23 protein-coding genes are annotated in these 22,934 nt (G+C 54.6%); 3 read left to right on the top strand and 20 right to left on the bottom strand.

Annotated features, from left to right (window positions below; all coding sequences use genetic code 11):
* Window positions 1–125: 125 nt before the first annotated feature.
* Together VXJ35_RS09160 and VXJ35_RS09155 are read left to right on the top strand one after the other, a co-directional pair.
* Window positions 126–1,493, top strand: coding sequence for a type VI secretion system contractile sheath domain-containing protein (locus tag VXJ35_RS09160; protein ID WP_064021301.1), 1,368 nt, complete (start codon window positions 126–128; stop codon window positions 1,491–1,493).
* Window positions 1,490–1,708 (top strand): hypothetical protein, encoded by a 219-nt coding sequence (locus VXJ35_RS09155; RefSeq protein WP_064021300.1) that lies wholly within the window; start codon window positions 1,490–1,492, stop codon window positions 1,706–1,708. The genes VXJ35_RS09160 and VXJ35_RS09155 overlap by 4 nt, the downstream gene beginning before the upstream one ends.
* Here the strand turns inward: VXJ35_RS09155 and VXJ35_RS09150 are convergent.
* The 14 genes from VXJ35_RS09150 to VXJ35_RS09085 all read right to left on the bottom strand — a co-directional run bounded on the left by VXJ35_RS09150 (window position 1,705) and on the right by VXJ35_RS09085 (window position 12,132).
* Complete coding sequence (locus tag VXJ35_RS09150) at window positions 1,705–2,160, bottom strand: YaiI/YqxD family protein (RefSeq protein ID WP_064021299.1); 456 nt, start codon at window positions 2,158–2,160, stop codon at window positions 1,705–1,707. The genes VXJ35_RS09155 and VXJ35_RS09150 overlap by 4 nt on opposite strands.
* A gap of 622 nt (window positions 2,161–2,782) precedes the next feature.
* Window positions 2,783–3,289 carry a DUF4410 domain-containing protein gene (locus VXJ35_RS09145; RefSeq protein WP_197496018.1) on the bottom strand — a complete coding sequence of 169 codons (507 nt, stop codon included), beginning with the start codon at window positions 3,287–3,289 and terminating at the stop codon, window positions 2,783–2,785.
* A 231-nt stretch (window positions 3,290–3,520) separates the two neighbouring features.
* Window positions 3,521–3,901, bottom strand: coding sequence for a DUF2283 domain-containing protein (locus VXJ35_RS09140; protein ID WP_064021297.1), 381 nt, complete (start codon window positions 3,899–3,901; stop codon window positions 3,521–3,523).
* 581 nt (window positions 3,902–4,482) lie between these two features.
* Window positions 4,483–4,608, bottom strand: a complete 126-nt coding sequence (locus VXJ35_RS09135) for a YgiT-type zinc finger protein (protein WP_408953944.1) — start codon at window positions 4,606–4,608, stop codon at window positions 4,483–4,485.
* Between the two features lie 35 nt (window positions 4,609–4,643).
* On the bottom strand, window positions 4,644–4,889 hold the full coding sequence (locus VXJ35_RS09130) for a hypothetical protein (RefSeq protein WP_157198125.1): 246 nt from the start codon (window positions 4,887–4,889) through the stop codon (window positions 4,644–4,646).
* 74 nt (window positions 4,890–4,963) lie between these two features.
* Entirely contained in the window at window positions 4,964–6,061 is a 1,098-nt protein-coding gene (locus VXJ35_RS09125; RefSeq protein ID WP_064020044.1) for an IS5 family transposase, read from the bottom strand.
* Window positions 6,062–6,344: 283 nt separating this feature from the next.
* Entirely contained in the window at window positions 6,345–6,470 is a 126-nt protein-coding gene (locus VXJ35_RS09120) for a YgiT-type zinc finger protein (protein ID WP_408953944.1), read from the bottom strand.
* Between the two features lie 504 nt (window positions 6,471–6,974).
* Window positions 6,975–7,214, bottom strand: coding sequence for a type II toxin-antitoxin system MqsA family antitoxin (locus VXJ35_RS09115; protein WP_408953933.1), 240 nt, complete (start codon window positions 7,212–7,214; stop codon window positions 6,975–6,977).
* Window positions 7,215–7,848: 634 nt separating this feature from the next.
* Window positions 7,849–8,349 (bottom strand): hypothetical protein, encoded by a 501-nt coding sequence (locus VXJ35_RS09110; protein WP_157198124.1) that lies wholly within the window; start codon window positions 8,347–8,349, stop codon window positions 7,849–7,851.
* Window positions 8,342–8,590, bottom strand: coding sequence for a hypothetical protein (locus VXJ35_RS09105; protein ID WP_157198123.1), 249 nt, complete (start codon window positions 8,588–8,590; stop codon window positions 8,342–8,344). The genes VXJ35_RS09110 and VXJ35_RS09105 overlap by 8 nt, the downstream gene beginning before the upstream one ends.
* A gap of 103 nt (window positions 8,591–8,693) precedes the next feature.
* Entirely contained in the window at window positions 8,694–9,377 is a 684-nt protein-coding gene (locus tag VXJ35_RS09100; protein WP_054763175.1) for an NrdJb, read from the bottom strand.
* Between the two features lie 62 nt (window positions 9,378–9,439).
* A complete protein-coding gene (locus VXJ35_RS09095; protein WP_064021295.1) occupies window positions 9,440–9,688 on the bottom strand; it encodes a DUF2442 domain-containing protein in 249 nt (82 codons plus the stop codon).
* Window positions 9,689–9,691: 3 nt separating this feature from the next.
* Window positions 9,692–9,961, bottom strand: a complete 270-nt coding sequence (locus tag VXJ35_RS09090; RefSeq protein WP_064021294.1) for a DUF4160 domain-containing protein — start codon at window positions 9,959–9,961, stop codon at window positions 9,692–9,694.
* Window positions 9,962–9,981: 20 nt separating this feature from the next.
* Complete coding sequence (locus tag VXJ35_RS09085; RefSeq protein WP_064021293.1) at window positions 9,982–12,132, bottom strand: adenosylcobalamin-dependent ribonucleoside-diphosphate reductase; 2,151 nt, start codon at window positions 12,130–12,132, stop codon at window positions 9,982–9,984.
* A gap of 407 nt (window positions 12,133–12,539) precedes the next feature.
* Between VXJ35_RS09085 and VXJ35_RS09080 the strand changes: the two genes are divergently transcribed.
* Window positions 12,540–12,857, top strand: a complete 318-nt coding sequence (locus VXJ35_RS09080) for a hypothetical protein (protein ID WP_064021292.1) — start codon at window positions 12,540–12,542, stop codon at window positions 12,855–12,857.
* Between the two features lie 122 nt (window positions 12,858–12,979).
* Here the strand turns inward: VXJ35_RS09080 and VXJ35_RS09075 are convergent, their stop codons facing one another.
* The 6 genes from VXJ35_RS09075 to VXJ35_RS09050 form a co-directional block, all read right to left on the bottom strand.
* A complete protein-coding gene (locus VXJ35_RS09075; protein ID WP_064020809.1) occupies window positions 12,980–14,011 on the bottom strand; it encodes an IS5 family transposase in 1,032 nt (343 codons plus the stop codon).
* Between the two features lie 101 nt (window positions 14,012–14,112).
* A complete protein-coding gene (locus VXJ35_RS09070; protein ID WP_064021291.1) occupies window positions 14,113–18,330 on the bottom strand; it encodes a DEAD/DEAH box helicase in 4,218 nt (1,405 codons plus the stop codon).
* 126 nt (window positions 18,331–18,456) lie between these two features.
* Window positions 18,457–19,344, bottom strand: a complete 888-nt coding sequence (gene sucD / locus VXJ35_RS09065; RefSeq protein ID WP_064021290.1) for a succinate--CoA ligase subunit alpha — start codon at window positions 19,342–19,344, stop codon at window positions 18,457–18,459.
* Window positions 19,345–19,353: 9 nt separating this feature from the next.
* On the bottom strand, window positions 19,354–20,535 hold the full coding sequence (locus tag VXJ35_RS09060; RefSeq protein ID WP_064021289.1) for a malate--CoA ligase subunit beta: 1,182 nt from the start codon (window positions 20,533–20,535) through the stop codon (window positions 19,354–19,356).
* 33 nt (window positions 20,536–20,568) lie between these two features.
* Complete coding sequence (locus VXJ35_RS09055) at window positions 20,569–21,678, bottom strand: ParA family protein (protein ID WP_197496012.1); 1,110 nt, start codon at window positions 21,676–21,678, stop codon at window positions 20,569–20,571.
* Between the two features lie 67 nt (window positions 21,679–21,745).
* Window positions 21,746–22,699, bottom strand: a complete 954-nt coding sequence (locus VXJ35_RS09050; protein WP_064021287.1) for a CoA ester lyase — start codon at window positions 22,697–22,699, stop codon at window positions 21,746–21,748.
* Window positions 22,700–22,934 lie beyond the last annotated feature (235 nt).

Here is a 22,934-nt window from a genome sequence, read left to right as displayed (position 1 = left end):
GTAATCTGCCCGCTATGACACTCCGGCCCGGCATGCTTTGTCAATCGGCCGCACGGCCGTAGCTTGTTGGATCGCGGCCGGTCTGCTACTTTTGCCGGACAACCTTAATTTGACCAGGAGAGCTTATGGCCGGCGGAATCGATTTCACGATGGGGTTTCAGACCCGTGGCGCACAGCGCAAAAGCTCCGGCGGCGAAGGTTACCGGGTTTATGTACTGGGCAGTTTCTCCGGCCGCCACGAACTGGCTTGGCCGCAACGGCCGATTCGCAAAATCGACGTCGACAACTTCGCACAGGTGATGCGGCAAATCGCGCCTAGCATCGAACTCGGCCCCGGTTCGGCATTGGCATTCGAAGCCATCGAAGATTTCCACCCGGACGCCTGGATCGGGAAAATCAAGTTGTTGGCCGACCTGCAACAATTGAAACGGGATTTGCATAACCCGCATAACGCCGAACAGGCCGCAGCCAAAATCCGCGCCTTCTTTCCGGCCTCAGCTCCGGCGCCGGTCCCGGCCGAACCGGCCGGCGAAAGCCAGGAAGACATGTTGGAACGCCTGCTGGGCAAGCGGCCGGAAGCTACGTCGCCCGCTACCGATTCGGTGGAGCGGTTGATACGCGACATGGTCGCGCCGCACGTGGCAAAGTCGGTCAGCGCCGAACACCAAGCACTGGCCGCAGTGGTCGATGCCACCATCTCGCAATTTATCGCCACGCTACTGCGCAGCCCGGACTTTCGAGGGTTGGAGGCGTTATGGCTGGCCCTGCGCGACCTGTTGAACGAGGAAGGCGCCGACGCCCAGCAATGGTTTTTACTCGATCTGAGCCAGCAGGAACTGGCCCAGGCCGCGCAAAACGAACCGGACACGCTGAAACAAAAACTGGCCGCGCATATGCAAACCGCCGACGCTGGCCGGCAAGTGCTGCTGCTGGGCGATTACACCTTCAACGCCGACGGCCAAGACCGTCCCACCCTGCGCTATTGCAGCGCATTGGCCGCCGCTTGCCACGCCCGCTTTATAACGGCGGCCGGCCACGAACTGGCGGCGAACCTGCTAGATCCGGCCTCCGCAACCGGCCAACAATGGCCGGAAATCTGCGCCGAAGTCGGCGGCGAGCGTTTGATGCTGGCCTATCCCGGCATACTGCAACGCCTGCCTTACGGCGCCAAGCGCGATCCGCTGCAAGGGTTGGATTTCGAAGAATGCGGTGTCCCGCCCGATCCGGCCGAATTGCTGTGGAGCAACCCCGCCTTTCTCGCCGCCCGTTTCCTGGTCAAAGCCGAGCAAACCGTCGACGAATCCACCGGTTTTTTCGGCGACGTGCCGGCGTTCAGTTATCCGCAGGATGGCGAAAGCGTGTTGCAAGCGGCAACGGAAGTGGTATTGAACGAAAAGCAGGCCCACCAATTATGGGATCGCGGCCTGATGCCGGTGGTCAGTTTCCGCCAGCGGCGGGGCGTAAAATTGTTGGATGCAGCGACCTTGGTTTGAACTTTACTGCGCTTGAATTCGTTGCGCTGGCGCTGGTGCCGGATCGGTTGTCGCGCAACACCGTCGCCGGGCCGTGGCGCCCCCATGCCGGCGGAACCGGCCTGCAGCGCCGCACCAAATCGCCATTCCCTGGCGCCGACCGCTGCCGGCTCGAATCGCGCCTTTTGACCGGGGCAACCAATACGCCGGCCACGCATATCGCCCGGGCGATTTAGCTCAAGCCGGCATGACGGGCCAGGAAGCGATCCAATTGGTTAGCGAAGTTCTGCACATCGCGCGAACTCAACGCCGCCGGGCCGCCGGTGTCGACGCCGCTGGAGCGCAGGCCGTCCATGAAATCCCGCATCGCCAGCCGCTCGCCGATATTGTCCCGGCTGTACGCTTCGCCGCGAGTATCGATGACGTACCCACCCTTGGCGATGACCTGCGCCGCCAGCGGAATATCGCCGGTCACCACCAAATCGCCGGCCGACATGCGCTGCACGATCTCGTTATCCGCCACATCGAAACCGCCGCCGACCCGCAGCATCCGAATGTAACGCGACGGCGGCAGCGGCAAGGATTGGTTCGCCACCAGCGTCGTCGTCAATTGGCAACGTTCCGCTGCCCGAAACAGAATGTCTTTGATTGCCTTGGGGCAGGCGTCGGCGTCGATCCAGATTTGCATGGTGAGTAGGAGTGTTCGTTTATTGCTGTTTGGTTTAATGGTGTCGCTGTCGCGACGGGTTTATTTGAAGTCGGGTCTCGGCCCGACAGCCGAGATACTTTCTTTTGTTTTGCAAGCTACAGGGATGTAGCGAATGCCGAAAATGCAGGAGCAATTTTCGACCAAAAGAAAGTATCCAAAGAAAAGGCGCCCCGGCATTCCGCCTTAATCCTGCGCTTCTCGATTTTGCCGAGGGTTTTCCGAAGGGGCTTCCCAGCCCCTGCGGAAAACGCGGTGCATCCGTGCATCGCCCCTTCGGGCTAATCTCGTCAAAATCTGCGATGCTCGGGGCGGAATAACGGGAGGAAACCCCGCGGCAGCTTAAAAGTCGTCAGCGGATACCGGAAATGCCTTAGATTCCCTAATTTTCTGCACCGCAACGCGGGCAAGCCGTGGGTTCCCACGTAGCATGTGGGAACCAGAAAAATGGTTGGTTCCCCCCTATGCCTCGCCGAGCACCGGAGGGTTTTCCTGGTTACCACGCGCCGCGTGGTAACCCCGACCGAGCCGCGCTGCGGCGATCAGGCCCATAACCCGCATATACTGGACCTTCCGAGGCACCGGGAGACGATCGAAAATATGTTTATTTTCCGTTTACTGTCGCCTGTTCAACGATATGTTTTGACGCTTCTTCTAGCAAAATGAGCGTCGACGTTTCCTCGCCTCCAAAATTTCGGAAAGTCTCGTATTTGGTTCCGGGCGCAATTTCCAAGCCGGTAAACCGCTCGGCGCCATCGTAATCGACCAACAGCTTGCCGTTCTTCGTATATTTGGCGTTGTACACCAAAGATCCCCGCCCCGCGCCGAAGCCTATCGTCAAACGTAAGGCGGCATTTCCCGGATCGAACGCCGAAATCACTACATCCAGGTGCGTGGCATTCTCGTCGGTAACGACATTAAATCCTTCGGTTAGAAGTGAAGCCTGGATATAACGCGTAAGTTTATCGACAATCTCAGGATTTGCGCCGGTGACATTGAGTTTAATATCCTTGCCATAACTCGAAACAGTTTCAGACGCAGTCGTTTTCAATTGGTGAGTTGAACAGGCCGTTAAAATCAACACAGATAGAATCAAAGATAATATTTTCACATTTACCTCAGTTTTCTTTAAACAAGATCGGAATAGATTGCATTGCCCAATTGCGAGCCGTTAATTGAATCGTTCCAGGGGCGACACGATAAAACCGGCGCTAAATCAGGCCGCCGATAGCAAACCATTAAAACAACGTTACACCAGTCTGTATATGCGTCCGATTACGCTGAGGCTAATCAGTATCTGCGGGGAATGCTGACATATACATCAAGAGGTTGGTTTTCTCCCCTATGCCGCGCCGAGCACCGGAGGGCTAGGACAGCCCTTCCGAATCCCACGCTCAAACCCTTCGGCGGGCAGGGTCAAAGCGACATCGGGGTGCCTTTTCTTTTTCCTAGTAACCACGCAGCGCGGCCAAGCCGAGGGTTCCCACGTAGCACGTGGGAACCAGAAAACATGCCTATTTTTTTGATGGTATGGAATATTCATCGTCGTCAGAAAATTTATATCCGCCATCTTACCGGCATGCTGTATATCGATGCCCACGGCAACTCCGTCGGCATCAAAATCCAATATAAGTCCATCCGAAATTTCAAGGAAATCAACCGACGGTATATCCCGCAAATGGATATATAGCGAATCCGTCTCCGGGTCATAATTTAATTTCATTAGATTCGTCACCAGCCGACGTGTTTTCCCGGTTTCCTGCTTCCCAAACTCCAGTTTGGGAACTTTATCTTGAAAGCTCCAGCTTTCGTTAATTTAATCGAGAAGCAGGAGCTTCCAAGATCAGGTAACCAAGCCGGAGCTTGGTTACCAGTCAAATGCCTTAGATTTCCTAATTTTCTGGTCCCCACGCGCTGCGTGGTAATTCAGATTCGCCGCAGCGCGGGCAAGCCGAGGGTTCCCACGTAGCACGTGGGAACCAGAAAAAAACCCCGCTCAAACCCTCCGGCGCGCAGGATCAAAGCGGCATCGGGGTGGCCTTTTCTTTGGATACTTTCTTTTGGCCAACCAAAAGAAAGTATCGCGGTTGCCGGTCCGCGAACCGGCGTACAATTAGGCTTCGCGATAGCGAAACAATATCCCTGTAAGTTTTAAATTCCGCGTGGGCACAAAAACCGTGCCCACCCTACCCCAATGCCCGCCTATTCATTTTGTAAAAAGCGCCGTATTTGAAATTGCGACGATTGGCTCATCGGTGAGCGAGCCTGTTCGAGAAGCGAAGCAAAGATATTATCTTCAAAATATTATTCTCCACAGTTATTACAGACTTTCGCAGGAACCTTTTTGAATACCAAAACTGTTTCGCCAAATTCAAATGTAATGCTGGCGAAATCATCTGTCATCATGCCCAATTTGCAAATCACACACATCATCGGCGTTTTCATAAACGAATTAATTTTCCTAGTTACCACGCGCTGCGTGGTAATTCAGATTCGCCGCGCTGCGGTGAATTGCACCGCAGCGCGGGCAAGCCGAGGGTTCCCACGTAGCACGTGGGAACCAGAACGGGCCGCAACGCGGCCACACCTTTTTGCGCGAAGCGCATACCAAATCCCCTTATCAGGCTGGTGAAAAACCCACTGATATTTCCCCTTACCCACGGTTGCCGTGATTTTTTCGTGTTGAAATCGGTCATGACATCGAGTTTCAAGCGTTTTGCCCCTGTTTCAAGGGCTTTTTATTCGCCTGAAGCCGTCTGTGGACGGTTTTCAGGCGTACTTCACCCTAGGTGGGCGCACTCCACGCCGGTTTCGGCGTGAACACCAATAGGTTGAGCAAGCGCGTCAGGTTGTAGGCGGCGAAGCAAAACAAGGCTTGGCCAGCGACTTTGGCTAAGCCGATGTGACGGGTTTTGCGCAGGCCGCCGACCGTTTTGACCCAGCCAAAGGCTTCTTCGACGATTTTGCGGCGCTTGAGGCTTTGGGCGTAACCTTTGCCGCGCGCGGTGCGGCCATCGACGGCACTGCCGGTCTTTTTCCGGGCCACATGGGCTTTGATGTCTTGCGCCTTGAGTTTGTTGACGAACGCCGGTTGGTCATAGCCTTTGTCGGCACCGACGCTACCGCCTTTGGGCACACGGCGTTTGATCATTGTTTGCGCGGCTTCGATTTCGGCGGTGCCGGTGGCTTGAGTGGTTTCGACATCGACAATCAGGCCGTTGCGATTCTCGGACAAGGCATGGGTGATGTAACGCAGTTTGGCCTCGGTGTATTCGCCTTTCTTGTAGAGCCGCGCTTCCGGGTCTGTCGTGCTTTGGTGGGTGGCGTTGCTGCGCTTTTCGCCGCTGAAGTCGACCTCGGGATTGCGGCCGGCGGGTTTGTCCGGGCCGCTGCCGTCTTTCTTAACGAAGCTTTTGTGCGAGGCCCAGGCTTCAATGAGGCTGCCGTCGACACTGAAGTGTTCGTCGGACACCAGGTTTTGCCATTCGGCTATGGCCAGTACCCGCTCAAAAAATTCGCGACTCAGCGCTTCGGACAGCAGCCGTTCGCGGTTGGCGCTGAACACGCTGCGTTCCCAGACAGCATCGTCGATGCCCAGACCGACAAACCAGCGAAACAGCAGGTTGTAGTCCAGCTGTTCCATCAACTGGCGTTCGCTACGAACGGTGTACAGCACTTGCAACAGCAAGGCGCGCAGCAGTTTTTCGGGCGCAATCGACGGGCGGCCAGTGTGCGAGTAACGCTCGGCAAAGACGGCATTCATAGAGGTCAATACGCCATCGACGAGTAGACGTAAACGACGCAACGGATGCTGTTTGGGAATACGTTCTTCCAGGCTAACGTAGCTGAACCAGCTACTTTGAATGGCATCGTGTCCGCGCATTGAAAGGCTCCAAATTTAGGTAGCCTATTTTAACAGTTGGCGGCTCATCTATGCCTTAGCCTACTTGGCTTTTCGAGTTTTTCACCAGCCTGTTAGGCTTCGCGATAGCGAAACAATATCCCTGTAAGTTTTAAATTCCGCGTGGGCACAAAAACCGTGCCCACCCTACCCCAATGCCCGCCTATTCATTTTGTAAAAAGCGCCGTATTTGAAATTGCGACGATTGGCTCATCGGTGAGCGAGCCTGTTCGAGAAGCGAAGCAAAGATATTATCTTCAAAATATTATTCTCCACAGTTATTACAGACTTTCGCAGGAACCTTTTTGAATACCAAAACTGTTTCGCCAAATTCAAATGTAATGCTGGCGAAATCATCTGTCATCATTCCCAATTTGCAAATCACACACATCATCGGCGTTTTCATAAACGAATTAATTTTCCTAGTTACCACGCGCTGCGTGGTAATTCAGATTCGCCGCGCTGCGGTGAATTGCACCGCAGCGCGGGCAAGCCGAGGGTTCCCACGTAGCACGTGGGAACCAGAACGGGCCGCAACGCGGCCACACCTTTTTGCGCGAAGCGCATACCAAATCCCCTTATGCCGCGCCGAGCACCGGAGGGTTTGGGCGGATCAGCCCGGCAGGGGCGCGGCAGGGATGCCGCGCGTTTTCGGAGGGCTAGGACAGCCCTTCCGAAAACCCCGCTCAAACCCTTCGGCGCGCAGGATATAAGCGGTATCGGGGTGGCCTTTTCTTTGGATACTTTCTTTTGGCCACGCAAAAGAAAGTATCGCGGCCGCCGGTCCGCGAACCGGTGTTAAATTGGGCTTCGCGGTAGCGAAACAATATCCATGTAAATTTTAAATTCCGCGTGGGCACAAAAACCGTGCCCACCCTACCCCAATGCCCGCCTATTAATTTTGTAAAAAGCGCCGTATTTGAAATTGCGACGATTGGCTCATCGGTGAGCGAGCCTGTTCGAGAAGCGAAGCAAAGATATTATCTTCAAAATATTCTTCTCCACAGTTATTACAGACTTTCGCAGGAACCTTTTTGAATACCAAAACTGTTCCGCCAAATTCGAATGTAATGCTGGCGAAATCATCTGTCATCATGCCCAATTTGCAAATCACACACATCATCGGCGTTTTCATAAACGAATTAATTTTCCTAGTTACCACGCGCTGCGTGGTAATTCAGATTCGCCGCGCTACGGCGAATTGCACCGCAGCGCGGCCAAGCCGAGGGTTCCCACGTAGCACGTGGGAACCAGAAAGAAAAAAAGGCCGCGTAAGCGGCCACACCTTTTCGCGCGAAGCGCATACCAAATCCCCTATGCCGCGCCGAGCACCGGAGGGTTTGAGCGGATCAGCCCGGCAGGGGCGCGGCAGGGATGCCGCGCGTTTTCGGAGGGCTAGGACAGCCCTTCCGAAAACCCCGCTCAAACCCTTCGGCGCGCAGGATATAAGCGGCATCGGGGTGGCCTTTTCTTTGGATACTTTCTTTTGGCCACGCAAAAGAAAGTATCGCGGTTGCCGGTCCGCGAACCGGCGTTAAATCAAGCATCGCGTTAGCGAAACAATATCCATGTAAGTTTTAAATTCCGCGTGGGCACAAAAACCGTGCCCACCCTACCTGACTTTCTTTTGGCCACGCAAAAGAAAGTATCGCGGCTGCCGGTCCGCGAACCGGCGTTAAATTGGGTTTCGCGGTAGCGAAACAATATCCATGTAAATTTTAAATTCCGCGTGGGCACAAAAACCGTGCCCACCCTACCCGGCTACCGAGCTATTCCTGAATACAGTATTTTTCATATACTACGTATAAGCTTTCGTAGTTTTCTTTTCTAAGTTCACCATTATATTCAAGCTTATTCGCTATTGAAATTCTCTTTAAAGTGTCGTAAAAATCTGGCAGAGAACGTTCAACACATTCCTTTACCTTTGGTGTAAAGGTATTTTTAACTGAATCCTTGTCTAACTTTCCCGAAATAATTGCATCACAAGACATGCTAAGCTTTGAAAAATATAGCTGTCCTTTTGTCGCTATTGAAAAAAAATCATTCAGGTTTGGCGCTTCTTTTTTATTCGCATACGAAAACAAAGACTCACTAAATTCATTAAAAGCTTTGTCCTGTTCTTCCAATAACTTAATCGAAGTAGCAAAAAGAGAAGATTCATAATCCTTTCTCTCCTTTTTGCTCATGGTAAATCGAGAAACAATAAATCCTAAAATAAAGGTGATTATAGGAATCAATACTTTTATTTCGTCTTCAGTGAAATTAGCCATTGCCATCTGGATGTCTGTTTCTGGCTGCCGCAAGTAATGCCTCAATAGTATCTGCTTCCGAGCAATATACGACAGAATTAAAGTCCCTAAATATTATTTTTGCTGCCTGCTGTCCAGCTTCTTCTTTTGATGCCCCAGAATTAATCAGCTTTTGCGTTAATTCCAGCCATTTTACTATTTCATATTCGGTCGGATTATGCTGTAGCCCATATTTAATAAATAATGAATGCGAAATTGTCATTTGCTACCCTTTATTGCCATTTTTATATTTAAACTATACGAAATAACACGTGAGGCGAAACTCTCAGAGGTTCTGCCAAATTGACGGCATCCGCCCTACAAAATCAACCACATTTCGACTCCCCACAATTCAAACAAGTCATACACCCATCCATCAACACCATCGCCTTAGTCGAACACTTCACGCACAACACGGCCTTTTCCGGAAACGCCTGCGCATCCGACTCGCCGTGGGCGGCTTCGAATTCGCGGCGTTTTTCGGCCAAAAACTGTTTTTGGTGGTCGGTCATTTTTTCCGATTTGATCATGCCGATATGCTTCATGTGCGATTCGATGGCCGAACCGATTTCCGCCACCAATGAAGGCATGAACACGCCGCCTTTCTTGAAATAGCCGCCGCGCGGGTCGAATACCGCTTTCATTTCTTCCACCAAAAAGGTGGCGTCGCCGCCTTTACGGAACACCGCCGAGATGACCCGGGTCAAGGCCAATACCCACTGGAAATGCTCCATGTTTTTGCTGTTGATGAAGATTTCGTAGGGCCGGCGTTCCTCGTGGGCGGTGCCTTGGTTCAGGATCATGTCGTTGATCGTGATGTACAAGGCGTGCTCAGACTGCGGGGTTTTGATTTTGTAGGTCGAGCCCAGCAAGACTTCCGGCCGCTCGACGTTTTCGTGCATCGATTCCAGCGAAGGTTTTTCTTGTTCCGCCTGCGGTGCGGCTTCGGCGTTGTCTTTGCTCAGCACTTTGTAGCCGACGATTTTTTTGTTGATTTTGTGTAGGGTCATGTCGTTTGCCTAAAAAGGTTGTCGGCTCGCCAAGGTAACGAGCCGTAAATGTTCTTTAAAAACTAAGAGGCGTTTACCAGTTTTACCGAATCAAGGTACAGCGTATCCGGACAGATATCTTGCTCATGCGGCCAAACCACCGTGCCGTCAATGACTTCGGCGCGTTTGAAATACTGCCTGTCGCTCAGCTCCTTGAATACGCCGAAATCCAACAACGGTTTGCAGTCGTAAACGCCCCGGCTACCGTCGGTGAATTCAAGCATTAACGAGTAATCGTCGCTGGCTTGTACCGATTTGACTCTCGGATTCATGGCTTACCTCAACGGCTCGATTTTGTAGGGTTGTTCGCCGGTTACCGCCAATTGCCAGTCGGCAATCAATTCGTCCTTATGCAATTCTATCCAGGCTTGCAGCAGTTTCATTTGGGCGTTAGGTATCTCGCCTTCCAAAACTTCGCCTTCGGGAATCGCAACCACGACTTCATAGCCTTGGTATTTGGCGTGGATATGCGGCAGCTTGTGCTGTTTGTTATCCAGAAAATACATGTAGACGATGATCCCGTAAAACATTGAAATTGCTGGCATGGCGTTTCTCCCAAGGCAAATCAAAACTTGCCGTAATAGCCTTCCTTCAACGCGTCGAACAAGTTGGCGGCGGTGTGGATTTCGCCGTCGTATTCCACTTCTTCGTTGCCTTTGAATTCGACGACGTGGCCGTCTTCCAGCGTGAACTGGTAGGTGGTGTTTTCCAAATCGGATTCCTTGACCAATACGCCCTGAAACACTTCCGGATTGAAACGGAAGGTGGTGCAGCCTTTCAGGCCTTGCTCGTAGGCGTATTCGTAGATCGACTTGAAGTCTTCGTACGGGTAGTCGGTCGGCACGTTGGCGGTTTTGGAAATCGAGGAGTCGATCCAGCGTTGGGCGGCGGCCTGGATGTCGACGTGCTGCTTCGGTGAAATATCATCGGCGGCGATGAAGTAATCCGGCAGTTTTTGCTTGGGATCGTCGCTATACGGCATTGCGTCCGGGTTGACCAGATGGCGGTAGGCCAGTAGTTCGAAGGAAAACACGTCGATCTTTTCCTTGGACTTTTTGCCCTCGCGGATTACGTTGCGCGAATAATGGTGGGCAAAGCTGGGTTCGATGCCGTTGCTGGCGTTGTTGGCCAGCGACAAGGAAATCGTGCCGGTCGGCGCGATTGAGCTGTGGTGGGTAAAGCGGCAACCCACTTCGGCCAGTTCCGCCACCAATTCCGGCTCTTCCTGCGCGACTTTCTGCATGTAGCGGCTGTACTTGGCGTGCAATACCCGGCCCGGCACTTGGTCGCCGAGTTTGTAGCCGTCTGTTTTCATTTCCGGGCGTTTGTGCAGCATTTCGCCGGTGACTTCGAACATCTGCTCCATGATCGGCGCCGGGCCTTTTTCCTTGGCCAGCTCCAGGCCGGTGCGCCAGCCTTCCAAAGCCAGTTCTTTGGTGACTTGCTCGGTAAACGCCAGCGACGCCTCGTCGCCGTATTTCATGCCCAGCATCGTAATGGTCGAGCCCAAGCCCAGATAGCCCATGCCGTGGCGGCGTTTGCCGACGATTTCGTCGCGTTGTTTTTCCAGCGGTAAACCGTTGATTTCCACGACGTTGTCCAGCATGCGGGTGAAGATGCGGATGGTCTTGCGGTAATCGTCCCAATCGAACGCCGCTTCCTTGCCGAAAGGTTGATGCACGAAGCGGGTCAGGTTGATCGAGCCCAACAGGCAGGAACCGTAAGGCGGCAGCGGCTGCTCGCCGCAGGGGTTGGTGGCGCGGATGTGCTCGCAGAACCAGTTGTTGTTCATCTCGTTGACTTTGTCGATCAGGATGAAGCCGGGTTCGGCATAATCGTAGGTCGAGGACATGATGATGTCCCACAAGCGGCGGGCCGGCATGACTTTAGTGATGCGGCAAGCCACCAGGCCGTCGCCGTTGACGACGTAGCCTTTTTTGTTGGGCAGATCGCGCCAGATAATCTTGCTGCTGTCGGTCAAATCCAGTTGATCGGCGTTGGCTTCGCGCTCGGTGATAGGGAACGACAGCGGCCATTGGCCGTTGCTTTTCACCGCTTCGACGAATTCGCTGGTAATCAGCAACGACAGGTTGAACTGGCGCAGACGGCCGTCTTCGCGTTTGGCGCGGATGAAATCCACCACGTCCGGATGGGCCACGTCGAAGGTGGCCATTTGCGCGCCGCGGCGGCCGCCGGCGGACGAGACGGTGAAGCACATCTTGTCGTAAATATCCATGAACGACAGCGGGCCGGAGGTATAGGCGCCGGCGCCGGAGACGTAGGCGTCGCGCGGGCGTAGGGTCGAGAATTCGTAACCGATGCCGCAGCCGGCTTTCAAGGTCAGGCCGGCTTCGTGGACCTTGCGCAGAATGTCGTCCATCGAGTCTTCGATGATGCCGGATACGGTGCAGTTAATGGTCGACGTGGCCGGTTTGTGTTCCAGCGCGCCGGCGTTGGAAACGATGCGGCCGGCCGGAATCACGCCCTTGCGCAAGGCCCACAGAAATTCTTTGTAATGTTTTTCTTGCAGGGCTTTGGTTTTCTCCACGCTGGACAAGGCCTTGGCGACCCGCTTGTAGGTATCGTCGATGGTTTCGTCGATGGCGCGGCCGTCTTTGGTCTTCAAACGGTACTTGCTGTCCCAGATGTCCAGCGAAGCGCTTTGTAGCGGAATGTCGGTATCGTTTGGCGTCACAACATGAAGTTTTGCGGTCATTCGTGGCTTCCCTTTTTATGGATTGAGTAGGTTTACGGAACGGCGTTACCGGCTGGGCCGGCACGCCGGAAAGTTCGATGCGGCAAGCGTTGCGGCATAAAATGCCCCGTGCGGCCACATACTGGATATAGTGCTTTCGAAAAATATTAACACAATATGTTGTGTTGAAAGCAGGATTTTTTACTAGCGACTCGCTATTTAAGCACTTGTTTTTTTAACTCAACGGCTTAGCAGCGAGTGTTAATTCGCAAGGCGACGATTAGCGGCAGCCACGGCCGGCCGCGAGTTAAGGCGGGGTTAATAAATCCGGCTAAAATGCCGCTACCGGCTGTGTAGTTCTAACGGGCCGGACGGCCACCCTGCGGTAGCTGCGGCGGTGGGATACCTATTTTCTCGAAGAGGCACAAATGAATACTTTTACCAAATTCGGCTTGCTGGCCGTTACGACGCTTTGCCAAACCGCCTGGGCCGACGTCGACATGCCCCGCGTCGACCGCCGCCAGGAAATCCAAGAACAACGCATAGAACAAGGTATCGAATCCGGCGAATTGACCCGGCGCGAAGCCAACCGCCTGGAACGCCAGCAAATGCGGATCGAACGCCAGGAAAACGCAGCCCAGGCCGACGGCGTGGTGACGCCGGCGGAACGCGCCCGGTTGAACCACCAGCAAAACAAGGCCAGCCGCAACATCGCCCGCAAAAAACACAATCTGCGCGGGCAATAAACTTCAGGGAGCCTCTAAAAATCCACGATTAATCAGATTCGGGGCGTAAAACGTGCTCGAAAGCTGGCATTTCCAAGCGGACTACCTTCAACTCGAAGCCTTTTCAGCTCCGATGGGCGGCATCAAGACGCAGCTACCCTGCGAATGGCGCAAAAACGTCGCATGTTGTACACCAGATTCATGAAGCCGATACGTACTTCGGCGCGGGCTAGGCCAATGCAACGGATCGCCTTACCGCCCCATTGCGCCATCCAGGCAAACACGTGCTCGACCCGGCAACGGGTTTTGGAGCGGGTACTGTTGCCTTGTTTTTCCCGGTCAGTCAGCGGTTTGCCGCGCACCCCTTTGCGGTGAATCCGGCTGCGGTAGCCTTGGACTTTTAACAGTTCTTCCACCGCTTCGGAACGATAGGCACTGTCGGCCCACACATCCCGGCTGGTGTTGCCGCTATCAAGCAAGCCGTTCAGGGCTTGGGAGTCGTGGACGCTGGCATCGGTGACCGTGTATTTGCGCACCAGCTTGTGGGCATTATCAACGTTGACGTGATTCTTGTACCCGTAATAGCTCTTGTCGCCTTTCTTGGTCCAGCGCGCATCGGTATCCTTCTGACTGCGTTTGGAGGCCGACCAGTCCTCGACGGTTTCGCCGGCTTTAATCCGGGCGTTTTCGTCCGGCGTATTACGCTGCACCGGCGCCTTGACGAAGCTGGCGTCAATCAGTTGGCCCTTGCGGGCGATCAGGCCGGCGCGATCCAATTGCCGGTTGAATTCGTTGAATAACGTCTCGGTGAGTTTCAGTTCTTTGAGTGACTCACGAAACAGCCAGAAACTGTTGCGATCCGGCGCGTGCTTGGCATCCGACAACCCAATAAATCGCTGGAAACTGCGCCGGTCTTCGATTTGGAACTCCAGTTGCTCATCGCTCAGATTGTAGAGACTAGCGATGACCAACGCTTTGAACATCAACACCCCATCCCAAGGCTTACGCCCGGCAGACGATTTGCGGACTTTGTGATGGACTTGATCCAGCAACGGACGGAACGCTTCCCAATCCACTTGCGCGTCCAATTCCAACAACGGATTGCCCAGCCGATCGATCCGACGATCACGATGTTCAAACAGGGAACCGAAAAGGTCGTCTTGTGCCACCGTCATCTCTGCTCTCCAAAGGTCTTTAGCTCCGACTCATTTTACTCGCCGGGCGCAATTTTTAGAGGTTCCCTTCAGCAAAATCCGGCCGCGGCCGGATTTTTGCGTTAGGCGTCGCCCTTCATCAAACTCAGCAGTTCGTCCGCCGACACTTTGCCGCTGACGTCGGCGCCGTCCAGCAGGCTATCGGCCAGATCGCGCTTGTGGCCATGCAGCGCAACGATTTTTTCCTCGATGGTCTGCTTGGCGATCATCCGGTAGATCGTCACCGGCCGCTGTTGGCCCATGCGGTGGGCGCGGTCGGAAGCCTGGTCTTCCACGGCCGGATTCCACCATGGGTCCATATGGATCACGTAATCGGCAGCGGTCAGATTCAAGCCGACGCCGCCGGCCTTCAGACTGATCAAAAACAATTCGCCGTCGCCGCGCTGGAAGGCGTCGACCCGCTGCTGGCGCTCCTTGGCCGGCGTGCTGCCGTCCAGATATTGGTAAGCGATGCCGCGTTGTTCGACGTATTCTTTAATCAATTGCAGATGGTCGACGAACTGGCTGAACACCAGCGCTTTGTGCTTGTTGTCCAACAGCTCGTCGACGATATCGCCGAAAGCGGCCAACTTGCTACTGGGCAAAGCCACGCCGGAATTGACTAGGCGGGTGTTGCAGCAACTGCGGCGCAATTTGCTGATCGCGGCTAAAATCTGCAATTGCTTTTGCCCGGCCGGCGCTTCGGCGCTGGCCAACGCTTCCAGACTTTCCCGGCGCAACGCTTCGTAAAACGCCATTTCTTCCGCGCTGAGCTCGACGTAAACCGGAATCTCGGTGCGCGGCGGCAATTCCTGTAGCACCTGGGTCTTGGTACGGCGCAGGATGAAGGGTTGGATCAACTTTTTCAACCGATAGCGGGCTTCGGGATTGGCGTCGCGTTCGATCGGCCCGGCGAATTGGCGGTTGAATTGCTCCAGCGATCCCAACAAGCCCGGATTGATGAAACGGAACAGATTCCACAGCTCGCCCAAATGGTTTTCCAGCGGCGTGCCGGTCATGATCAGCCTGAAATCGGCCTGCAAATTCATCGCCCCTTGCGAGCGGCGGGTGGCGATGTTCTTGATCCATTGCGCCTCGTCCAGAATCGCGGTTTGGAACCGAATCTTGGCCAGCATCTCGGCCACCGTCTCCTGCTGCAGCAAGCCGTAACTGCATATCAGCAAATCGTAAGGCCCCAGGTTGTCCAGCAAACCTTGGCGGTCGCCGCCGGCCAGAATTTGCGGGTTCAAGGTCGGCGCGAAACGCCGCGCCTCGTTTTCCCAATTCATACAGACCGAGGTCGGGGCGACGATCAGGCTCGGCCCGTCCGGTGCCCGCGCCAACAGCAATGCCAAGCCTTGCACGGTCTTGCCCAGGCCCATGTCGTCGGCCAGACAGGCGCCGACGCCCCAATGCGCCAGCCGCGCCAACCAGCGAAAGCCGGCCATCTGGTAGTCGCGTAGCTCGGCCTGGAAGGTCGACGGCAGTTGCGGCTGGTAGTCGCGCGACTGTTTCAGGCGCTGCAATTGGTTCTGCCAATGCTGGTCGGCTTGAAATCCGGCCTCGTCCTGCCAGTCTTCCAAAGTCAGCGCCGCCAACGGATTCAATCTAACTTTCTTGCCGCTCAAGTCGGCGTAAGCCCTCAAATCTTCCAGCCGGCGGCGGAATTCTTCGGTCAATGCAAAAAATTGGCCGTCTTTCAGCTTCAGGAAGCGGCCCTGGCGTTCGTCCAACAAGCCCAGCAGTTGGCGGATTTCCACCACAGTATTCTCGTCGACCCGCAACTCGCCCTGCACGCTGAACCAGTCGTTGTCGCGCCGGACCTGCATATTCAATCCGGTCCCGGCCGCTTGACCCAGCACCTTGAATTTGACGCCTTCCGGCCATTCCAGAATCGCCTGCCCTTCGGCCAGTGCCTGCAGTTGCAACAGCAATTCCAGGCATTGCTCGACGTCTTCCAGCAGATATTCCCCGGCCGCGTCCTGCTCGGCCGCAGCCAATGCCGGGCAGGCCTGCAAGACGCCGGCGGCGCGTTGTTTTTCCAGAGCCAAATCGCGTACCGCCTGCACCCGGCGGCCGTCCAGCTCGGCCAGTACGCTCTCGCCGCCGTGGCCGGGCCGGTAATAGGCGCCGCCCTCGGCTAGCGGCCGTATCAATACCGCCACCCGTAGCCCCTCGCCCAGCGGTAGCAAATGCACGCGCGGGGTATTGTCGGCCGTAACCTGCTCGGCGTTGGCGGAACTGCCGCCGATATCGGAATGCACCGTCAAAACGCCGGAAATGGCGGTCAGGGCGTGCAATACCCGTTCCTGCGCCGAAGCCGGCGCTTCCAGGCCGTTCGGTCCGAGCACGCCGTGGATTTTATGGTGTTCGGGGCTGAATTCGACCACCCGCAACCGGGTCGGCGTTTCCTTGCCGACATGAAATTTCTGTTCGTATCCGGGTTGCGGCTCCAGCGTGATCTTGATCTTGCCGCCGTCCAGTTTCTTAACCCGCAATTCGGCGTCGCCTTTCAGCACTTCCACTCTGGCGTCGGGCGTATCAGCCCAGAATAGTAACGGGTGGCCGACCAAAGCCTGGGGCATGCCGCTGTCGAAATCGAAGAAGGTGGAGCCGCCGTACCAACCGCTGTCGCGATATTCCTTAATGTGGGCGCACAGCTTCAAATCCTGTTCGCTCAGATAATCGAACTGGTCGGTCTCCTGCGCCAGCCGCTTCAACGCCACAGCCCTGCCCTTGCTCCAACTGCCCTTGGCTTGCAATTTTTGCTCGCGCGGCTCGATCCGCACCCGATGGCCGTTCTCGTCGTAAGCCAGCAGCCAGACCAAGCGGGTGGGTTTGTCTATCGCCGGCGCCGCGGCATTTTTTTTGTCGGCCAGAGGCAGATTCGCCAGCGCATCCAAAGCCAGCTCCCAATCGGCGCGGCTGGCGAACAAATCGCTCAAGGCCGGGCGGCCCTGCAGAAAACCACAATCCCACTGTTGCGCACGCGGCGGTTCCAAGGCTTTGAATACATTGGCCAGTTCAGCGGCCGGCCAGCGGTAACCGTTATCCAACAGATGCCGGTAGAGCTTTTGCGTCAGCGGCTCGACCCGCTGGAAGTGGTCGGCCTTAACCCAAAATTTGATCAACAACGACAACACGTGCAACAGCAGCGGCGGCGTATGCAAAGTCTCCGGCAAACCGCTGTCGCGGTAACCGTCGCCGATCTTGTACGGCGGTTCGGCTGCCAGCAATTGGCTGCGCAACTGCAGTTCGCCTTGCAGAAAGCGGTTGAACAAAGCCAGATCGTGGTAGACGCCGATCCAGTAACCGTCGCCCTTGATCGCTTGGTTCAGCAGCGTGCCGAGTTTGGCGCGGGTTTTGGCGTCGTTGTGTTTCAGTATCGCCAACGGGTAAAACACGCCGGCCAGACCGTAAAAATAGGCGTTACGCTGGCCGGCCAGTTTGCGCTGCGCCACCAGCGCGGCCTCGTAAAGCTTGACGGCTTCGGCATAATCGCCGCGCAGAAAGGCCAATGCCGCGGCCAAGGCCTGCAATTCCGGATCGGCCGCCGCCCGCGTCCGAGCCGCCACCGCTTCCCAGTCGCCGCGCAGCAGTTGCAATTCCAGACCGACCCGATTCAGGAAATCCAGGTTCTCGCCGGTATCGGCAAACATCAAACTTGCCAGCAGTTCGTCGAGTTTCGGATCGGCGTACAGATAGAGCAATTGGTGCAAGCCGGCGTATCCGGCCAAACCGACCAGCAACTGCGGATGGTTTTTGCTGAACCAGACGCTGTCGAGCGGATTCAAAAACCAGGACAAATACAATTCGTTGGCGGCAGGCAATTTACCCAGATAACGGGCGCCGCCCTCCAGGCATTCGTCGACCTTGCGGTAATCGCCGCGGTAAAACTGCAAGCGCGCCTCGCGAATGCAATCGTCGACGCTGCTGTAACGGTAATAGCCGATACCGGGCGGATTGGCGGCCAGTACCGCCGAGGCGTAACGCGGAAACTCGCCGGTATCGACCATTTGCCGGGCGATGACTTCCACCAGCGTCCGGCAACAACGGCTGCCGCCGGATTTGGCGTTCTCCTCGACCAGCCCGAGTTTCAACAAAGGTTTCAGGCGGCTTTTCACCGCTTCTGATTTCAGAGCTTTTCCGGCCTCTTTTATGTCTACATTAGCCAGACACTTGGCCAGATTGGTCGGCGAACTGTAGCCGTAGTACAGCGCCAACAACTTCATGACGGTTTGCTGGTCGGCGGTCAGCGATTGGTAAGCTTTGAGGCGCTCTAGTAAACGTGCGGATGGCATGTTGCGACGGAAAACAAAAACTAGCGATAGTACCAGTTTGCCCGCGTCTGATGAAGCCGCAAGCGGGCAACTGGCATAAAAAAGCCCGCGCTGGACGGGCTTTAGTCTGTCGAGGACGGAACCGGCTTAGAGTTTGGCCAGAACCTTGGCCACGGTTTCGCCCATCGCCGCCGGGGTCGGTGCGATCGTTACGCCGAATTGCTGCAGCATCTCGACTTTTTCCGCCGCCGATTCGCCGGACGCGGAAATGATCGCGCCGGCATGGCCCATGCGCCGGCCTTTCGGCGCGGTCAAACCGGCGATGTAAGCGACCACCGGTTTGCTCATGTTTTCCTTGGCGAACATGCCGGCTTCGACTTCCTGCGGGCCGCCGATCTCGCCGATCATCATCACCACCTTGGTTTCCGGGTCCTGCTCGAAGCGTTCGAAAATATCGCGGTGCGAACTGCCGTTGATCGGATCGCCGCCGATACCGACCGAGGTCGACACGCCTATCCCCAGGCGTTTCATTTGGTCGGCGGCTTCATAGCCCAGCGTGCCGGAACGGCCGACGATGCCGACGTTACCCGGCATGTAGATGTGGCCCGGCATAATCCCCAGCATCGATTTACCGGGGCTGATGGTGCCGGCGCAATTCGGGCCGGTCAGCACCATGCGCTTTTCTTTCGGAAACCGGCTCAGAAAGATTTTGACTTTCATCATGTCCTGGGTCGGGATGCCGTCGGTAATCGCCACGCAGTATTTGATGCCGGCTTCGGCCGCTTCCATGATCGAATCGGCCGCGTAAGCCGGCGGCACGAACACGATGCTGGCTTCGGCGCCGGCCTGTTCGACGGCTTCCTTGACGGTATTGAATACCGGCCGGTCCAGATGTTTCTGGCCGCCCTTGCCCGGCGTAATGCCGCCGACCACGTTCGAGCCGTAATTGATCATGTCCTGAGCATGAAAGGTACCGATCTTGCCGGTAAAGCCTTGGACGATGATGCGAGTGGATTTATCGATAAAAATTGCCATGTTGTTTCCTTATCCTCGGGCCGCGACGACTTGATTGCGTGCCGCTACGGCTTTCTCGGCGGCTTCCGCCAGCGTATCGGCGGTGATGATCGGTAAACCGCTGTCTTCGATGATTTTGCGGCCCAACTCGACGTTGGTACCGGACAGGCGCACCACCAGCGGCACTTTCATATCGATGTTTTTCACCGCTTGCACCACGCCTTCGGCGATCCAGTCGCAGCGGTTGATGCCGGCGAAGATATTGACCAACATGGCCTTGACGTTTTTGTCCTGCAATACCATGCGAAAAGCCTTTTCGGTCCGCTCCGCCGAGGCGCCGCCGCCGACATCCAAAAAGTTGGCCGGCTCGCCGCCTGCCAGTTTGATCATGTCCATCGTCGCCATCGCCAGACCGGCACCGTTAATCATGCAACCGATGTCGCCATCCAGGCCGACGTAGCTCAAGCCGCGGTCGGCCGCGGCCATTTCCCGCGGGTCTTCCTGGGTCTTGTCGCGCAGTTCGGAGATTTTTTGGCGGCGGAACAAGGCGTTGTCGTCGAAGCCCATTTTCGCGTCCAGCGCGATGATTTCACCGTGGCCGGTGACAACCAAAGGATTAATCTCGACCATATTGGCGTCCAGGTCGCGCATGGCCCGGTAGCAGCCTTGAATCAATTTAACCGCGTGCGGCACCTGGTCGGCGTCCAGGCCCAAGGCGAAGGCCATTTCCCGCGCCTGGAAATCCTGCAAGCCGACCGCCGGCTCGATATGGATTTTTTTGATCGCGTCCGGATTGGTTTCGGCCAATTCTTCGATTTCCATACCGCCTTGCGCCGAGCCGACCATAACGATTTTTTCGTGGGCACGGTCGATCAACAAGCTGAAATACAATTCCTTCGCAATGTCGGTGCCGGCTTCGACGTACAGGCGCAAACATTGTTTGCCGGCCGGTCCGGTTTGGTGGGTGACCAAGCGCTTGCCCAACAGGGCTTCGGCCGCATCCGCCACTTCTTCGTGGGTTTTGCAAACCTTGATGCCGCCGGCCTTGCCGCGGGCGCCGGAGTGAATCTGGGCCTTGACCACCCAGACGTGGCCGCCGATTTCGCGCGCCCGTTGCACCGCATCCTCCGGGCTATAAGCCAGACCGCCCTCGGCGATTTTCACGCCGTATTCGGACAGCAACTGTTTTGCTTGGTACTCATGAATGTCCACAAAATTTCCTGTTTTTCTCTAATTTGATAATTTTTAAGCTTGTTTTGCCAGTAATTCTATTAGTCCGTCTGCTATCGCATTGTAAGACTTAGAAATACTTTTAAACGACTTTGCGTATTGGTTGCCCTCGTTTTCAATATCGACGGGCACAGAATCTCTATGTGTCCTACATAACGCCTGTGTTAAAGAAACGACTGGAACTCCTGCTTTTTCTGCAATAGATCGCAGTTGAGGCGTAAAATCACAGCATTTTTGAATTACAAAAGGTTCGGAAGACTTAAAAATATCTCTAAAATCATCCTCCGAAATCGACATACCTCTTAGAATTGAATATTGATAAAACTTCTGAACACTATTATTCAAATCAGATATCCATTTTTCGGTAGACCTCGAGTATTCCGTATTGTCTTCATTTTTAAGCTGACCGCTATTGAAGCGCTTCGCCATCTGAACAACTAGACCTAAGAATTTTGGCTGGAAGCTAAGTCCATCAAAGTTTCTGGTTGTTTGATAACTCTTAAGTAATTCAATCCAGTTTTGGAAAATGGAACTTAAATTATCAACCGCTTGTAGCGAAAAAAACGATGGCGAAACTGGCGCTATAAAAAAATCGCTTGAAAGCATTATAAGGGCATTAATAATACTATTGGCACTTGGAGATGTATCTATAAATACAAAGTCATAATTTTTTTTATGCCCTCTTATAGACTTTTCAAATTTCCCAGGTATTTTTCTTGTAAACTCATTATTTTGAGTCACCACCCCATAAAGATTAGCCTCAATCATTGCGAGATTTATATCCCCAGAAATCAGATCTATTACGCCTTCTTTTCCAGTTTCTTCGTTTATCAATTTTTTCTCAAAGAAAGTCTTACCACATTCAGTTTCATTTACCTCTTTACCAATATATTCAGAGAATGAAATATATTTTTGAACGTTTTCTTTCCACTTTGAACTATCATCCATGGAGTATTCGATACTTGTCGACAAACCGTACATAGCTGCTGTCAAATTCATTTGGGAGTCTGCATCAATTAGCAGAACTCTATATCCTCTTTCAGCCAAAATAAATGCCAAGTTATGTACCAATGTCGTTTTACCAACACCACCTTTGTGATTAAAGAACGTAACTATCTTGCCCATTGTATTCTCCATAAAATCAAGCTCGATACATGGTGGTTCTGTTCTATCGCTTTTTAAAACAAAAGGGTTATTTGCTTTTCGCGGCGATCGCTTCGGCCATGCGCACGATGTTATTGGCCATGCGCTCCGAAGCCGCATCGATCAGGCGGCCGTCCAGTGCGGCGGCGCCCTTGCCTTGGGCGGCGGCTTCTTTCAACGCTTCCAGAATGCGTTTGGCTTTTTCGACTTCGGCGGCCGGCGGCGTGAAAACTTCGTTTGCCAGCGCGATCTGCGACGGATGAATCGCCCATTTGCCTTCGCAACCGAGCGCGGCGGCGCGGCGGGCGCCGGCTTTGTAACCTTCAGGATCTTTGATGTCGCCGAACGGGCCGTCGATCGGCCGCAAACCGTAGGCCCGGCAAGCCACCGTCATCCGGCTGATCGCGAAATGCCATTGGTCGCCCGGATAATCCGGATTCAAACCGCCGATGTTGACGGTACGGGCCCGATTGCTGGCCGCGTAATCGGCCACACCGAAGTGCAAGGCTTCCAGCCGGCCGCCGATTGAACCCTGTTTGGCGATATCTTCGACGTTGGCCATGCCCAACGCGGTCTCGATCAAGGCTTCGATGCCGATCCGGTTCTTCAGGCCTTGTTGCATCTCCAATTGGTTCAGCATCGCCTCGACCATATACACATCGCCGTAAACGCCGACTTTAGGCACCAGCAAGGTTTTGATCTTGCTGCCGGCCTGCTCGACCAGATCGACCACATCGCGCACCATGTATTGGGTATCCAGGCCGTTGATCCGCACCGACAGGGTAATGCCGTGGCCTTCCCAATCCAGGTCGTTGATGGCTTGGATCACGTTTTTGCGCGCTTGCAATTTGTCGTCCGGCGCAACCGCGTCTTCCAAATCCAAAAAGATGTAGTCCACACCGCTTTTCAGGGCTTTTTCGAACATATCCGGGTTGGAACCCGGCACTGCCAGTTCGCAACGTTGTACCCGTTGGGCATTGGCTTGGTAGAGGGTGTGGCTCATGAATAGTTTTCCTAAGGTCTGAGAGCGGACCGCTGAATCGGCAGTCGCTTCTTGGCTAAAAATAGCCAGCCATTTTACTTTCGGGGTGAGTAAAGTCAACGCTTACGGGCGTTTACAGCACAATTCCGGCAACCGCGGCAAGCGGTGGCGCGGTTAGCAGGTTGGTGAAAAACTCTTTTTTACAACCAATAGAGTCTATATTTAGTGTCGACAGGCTGATCTTTATACTAAATAA

This window comes from Methylomonas sp. DH-1 (assembly GCF_046097555.1).
GTDB lineage: Bacteria > Pseudomonadota > Gammaproteobacteria > Methylococcales > Methylomonadaceae > Methylomonas > Methylomonas koyamae.
Note: the sequence above shows the minus strand (reverse complement) of the source record. Positions and strands in the feature narration are given on the sequence as shown.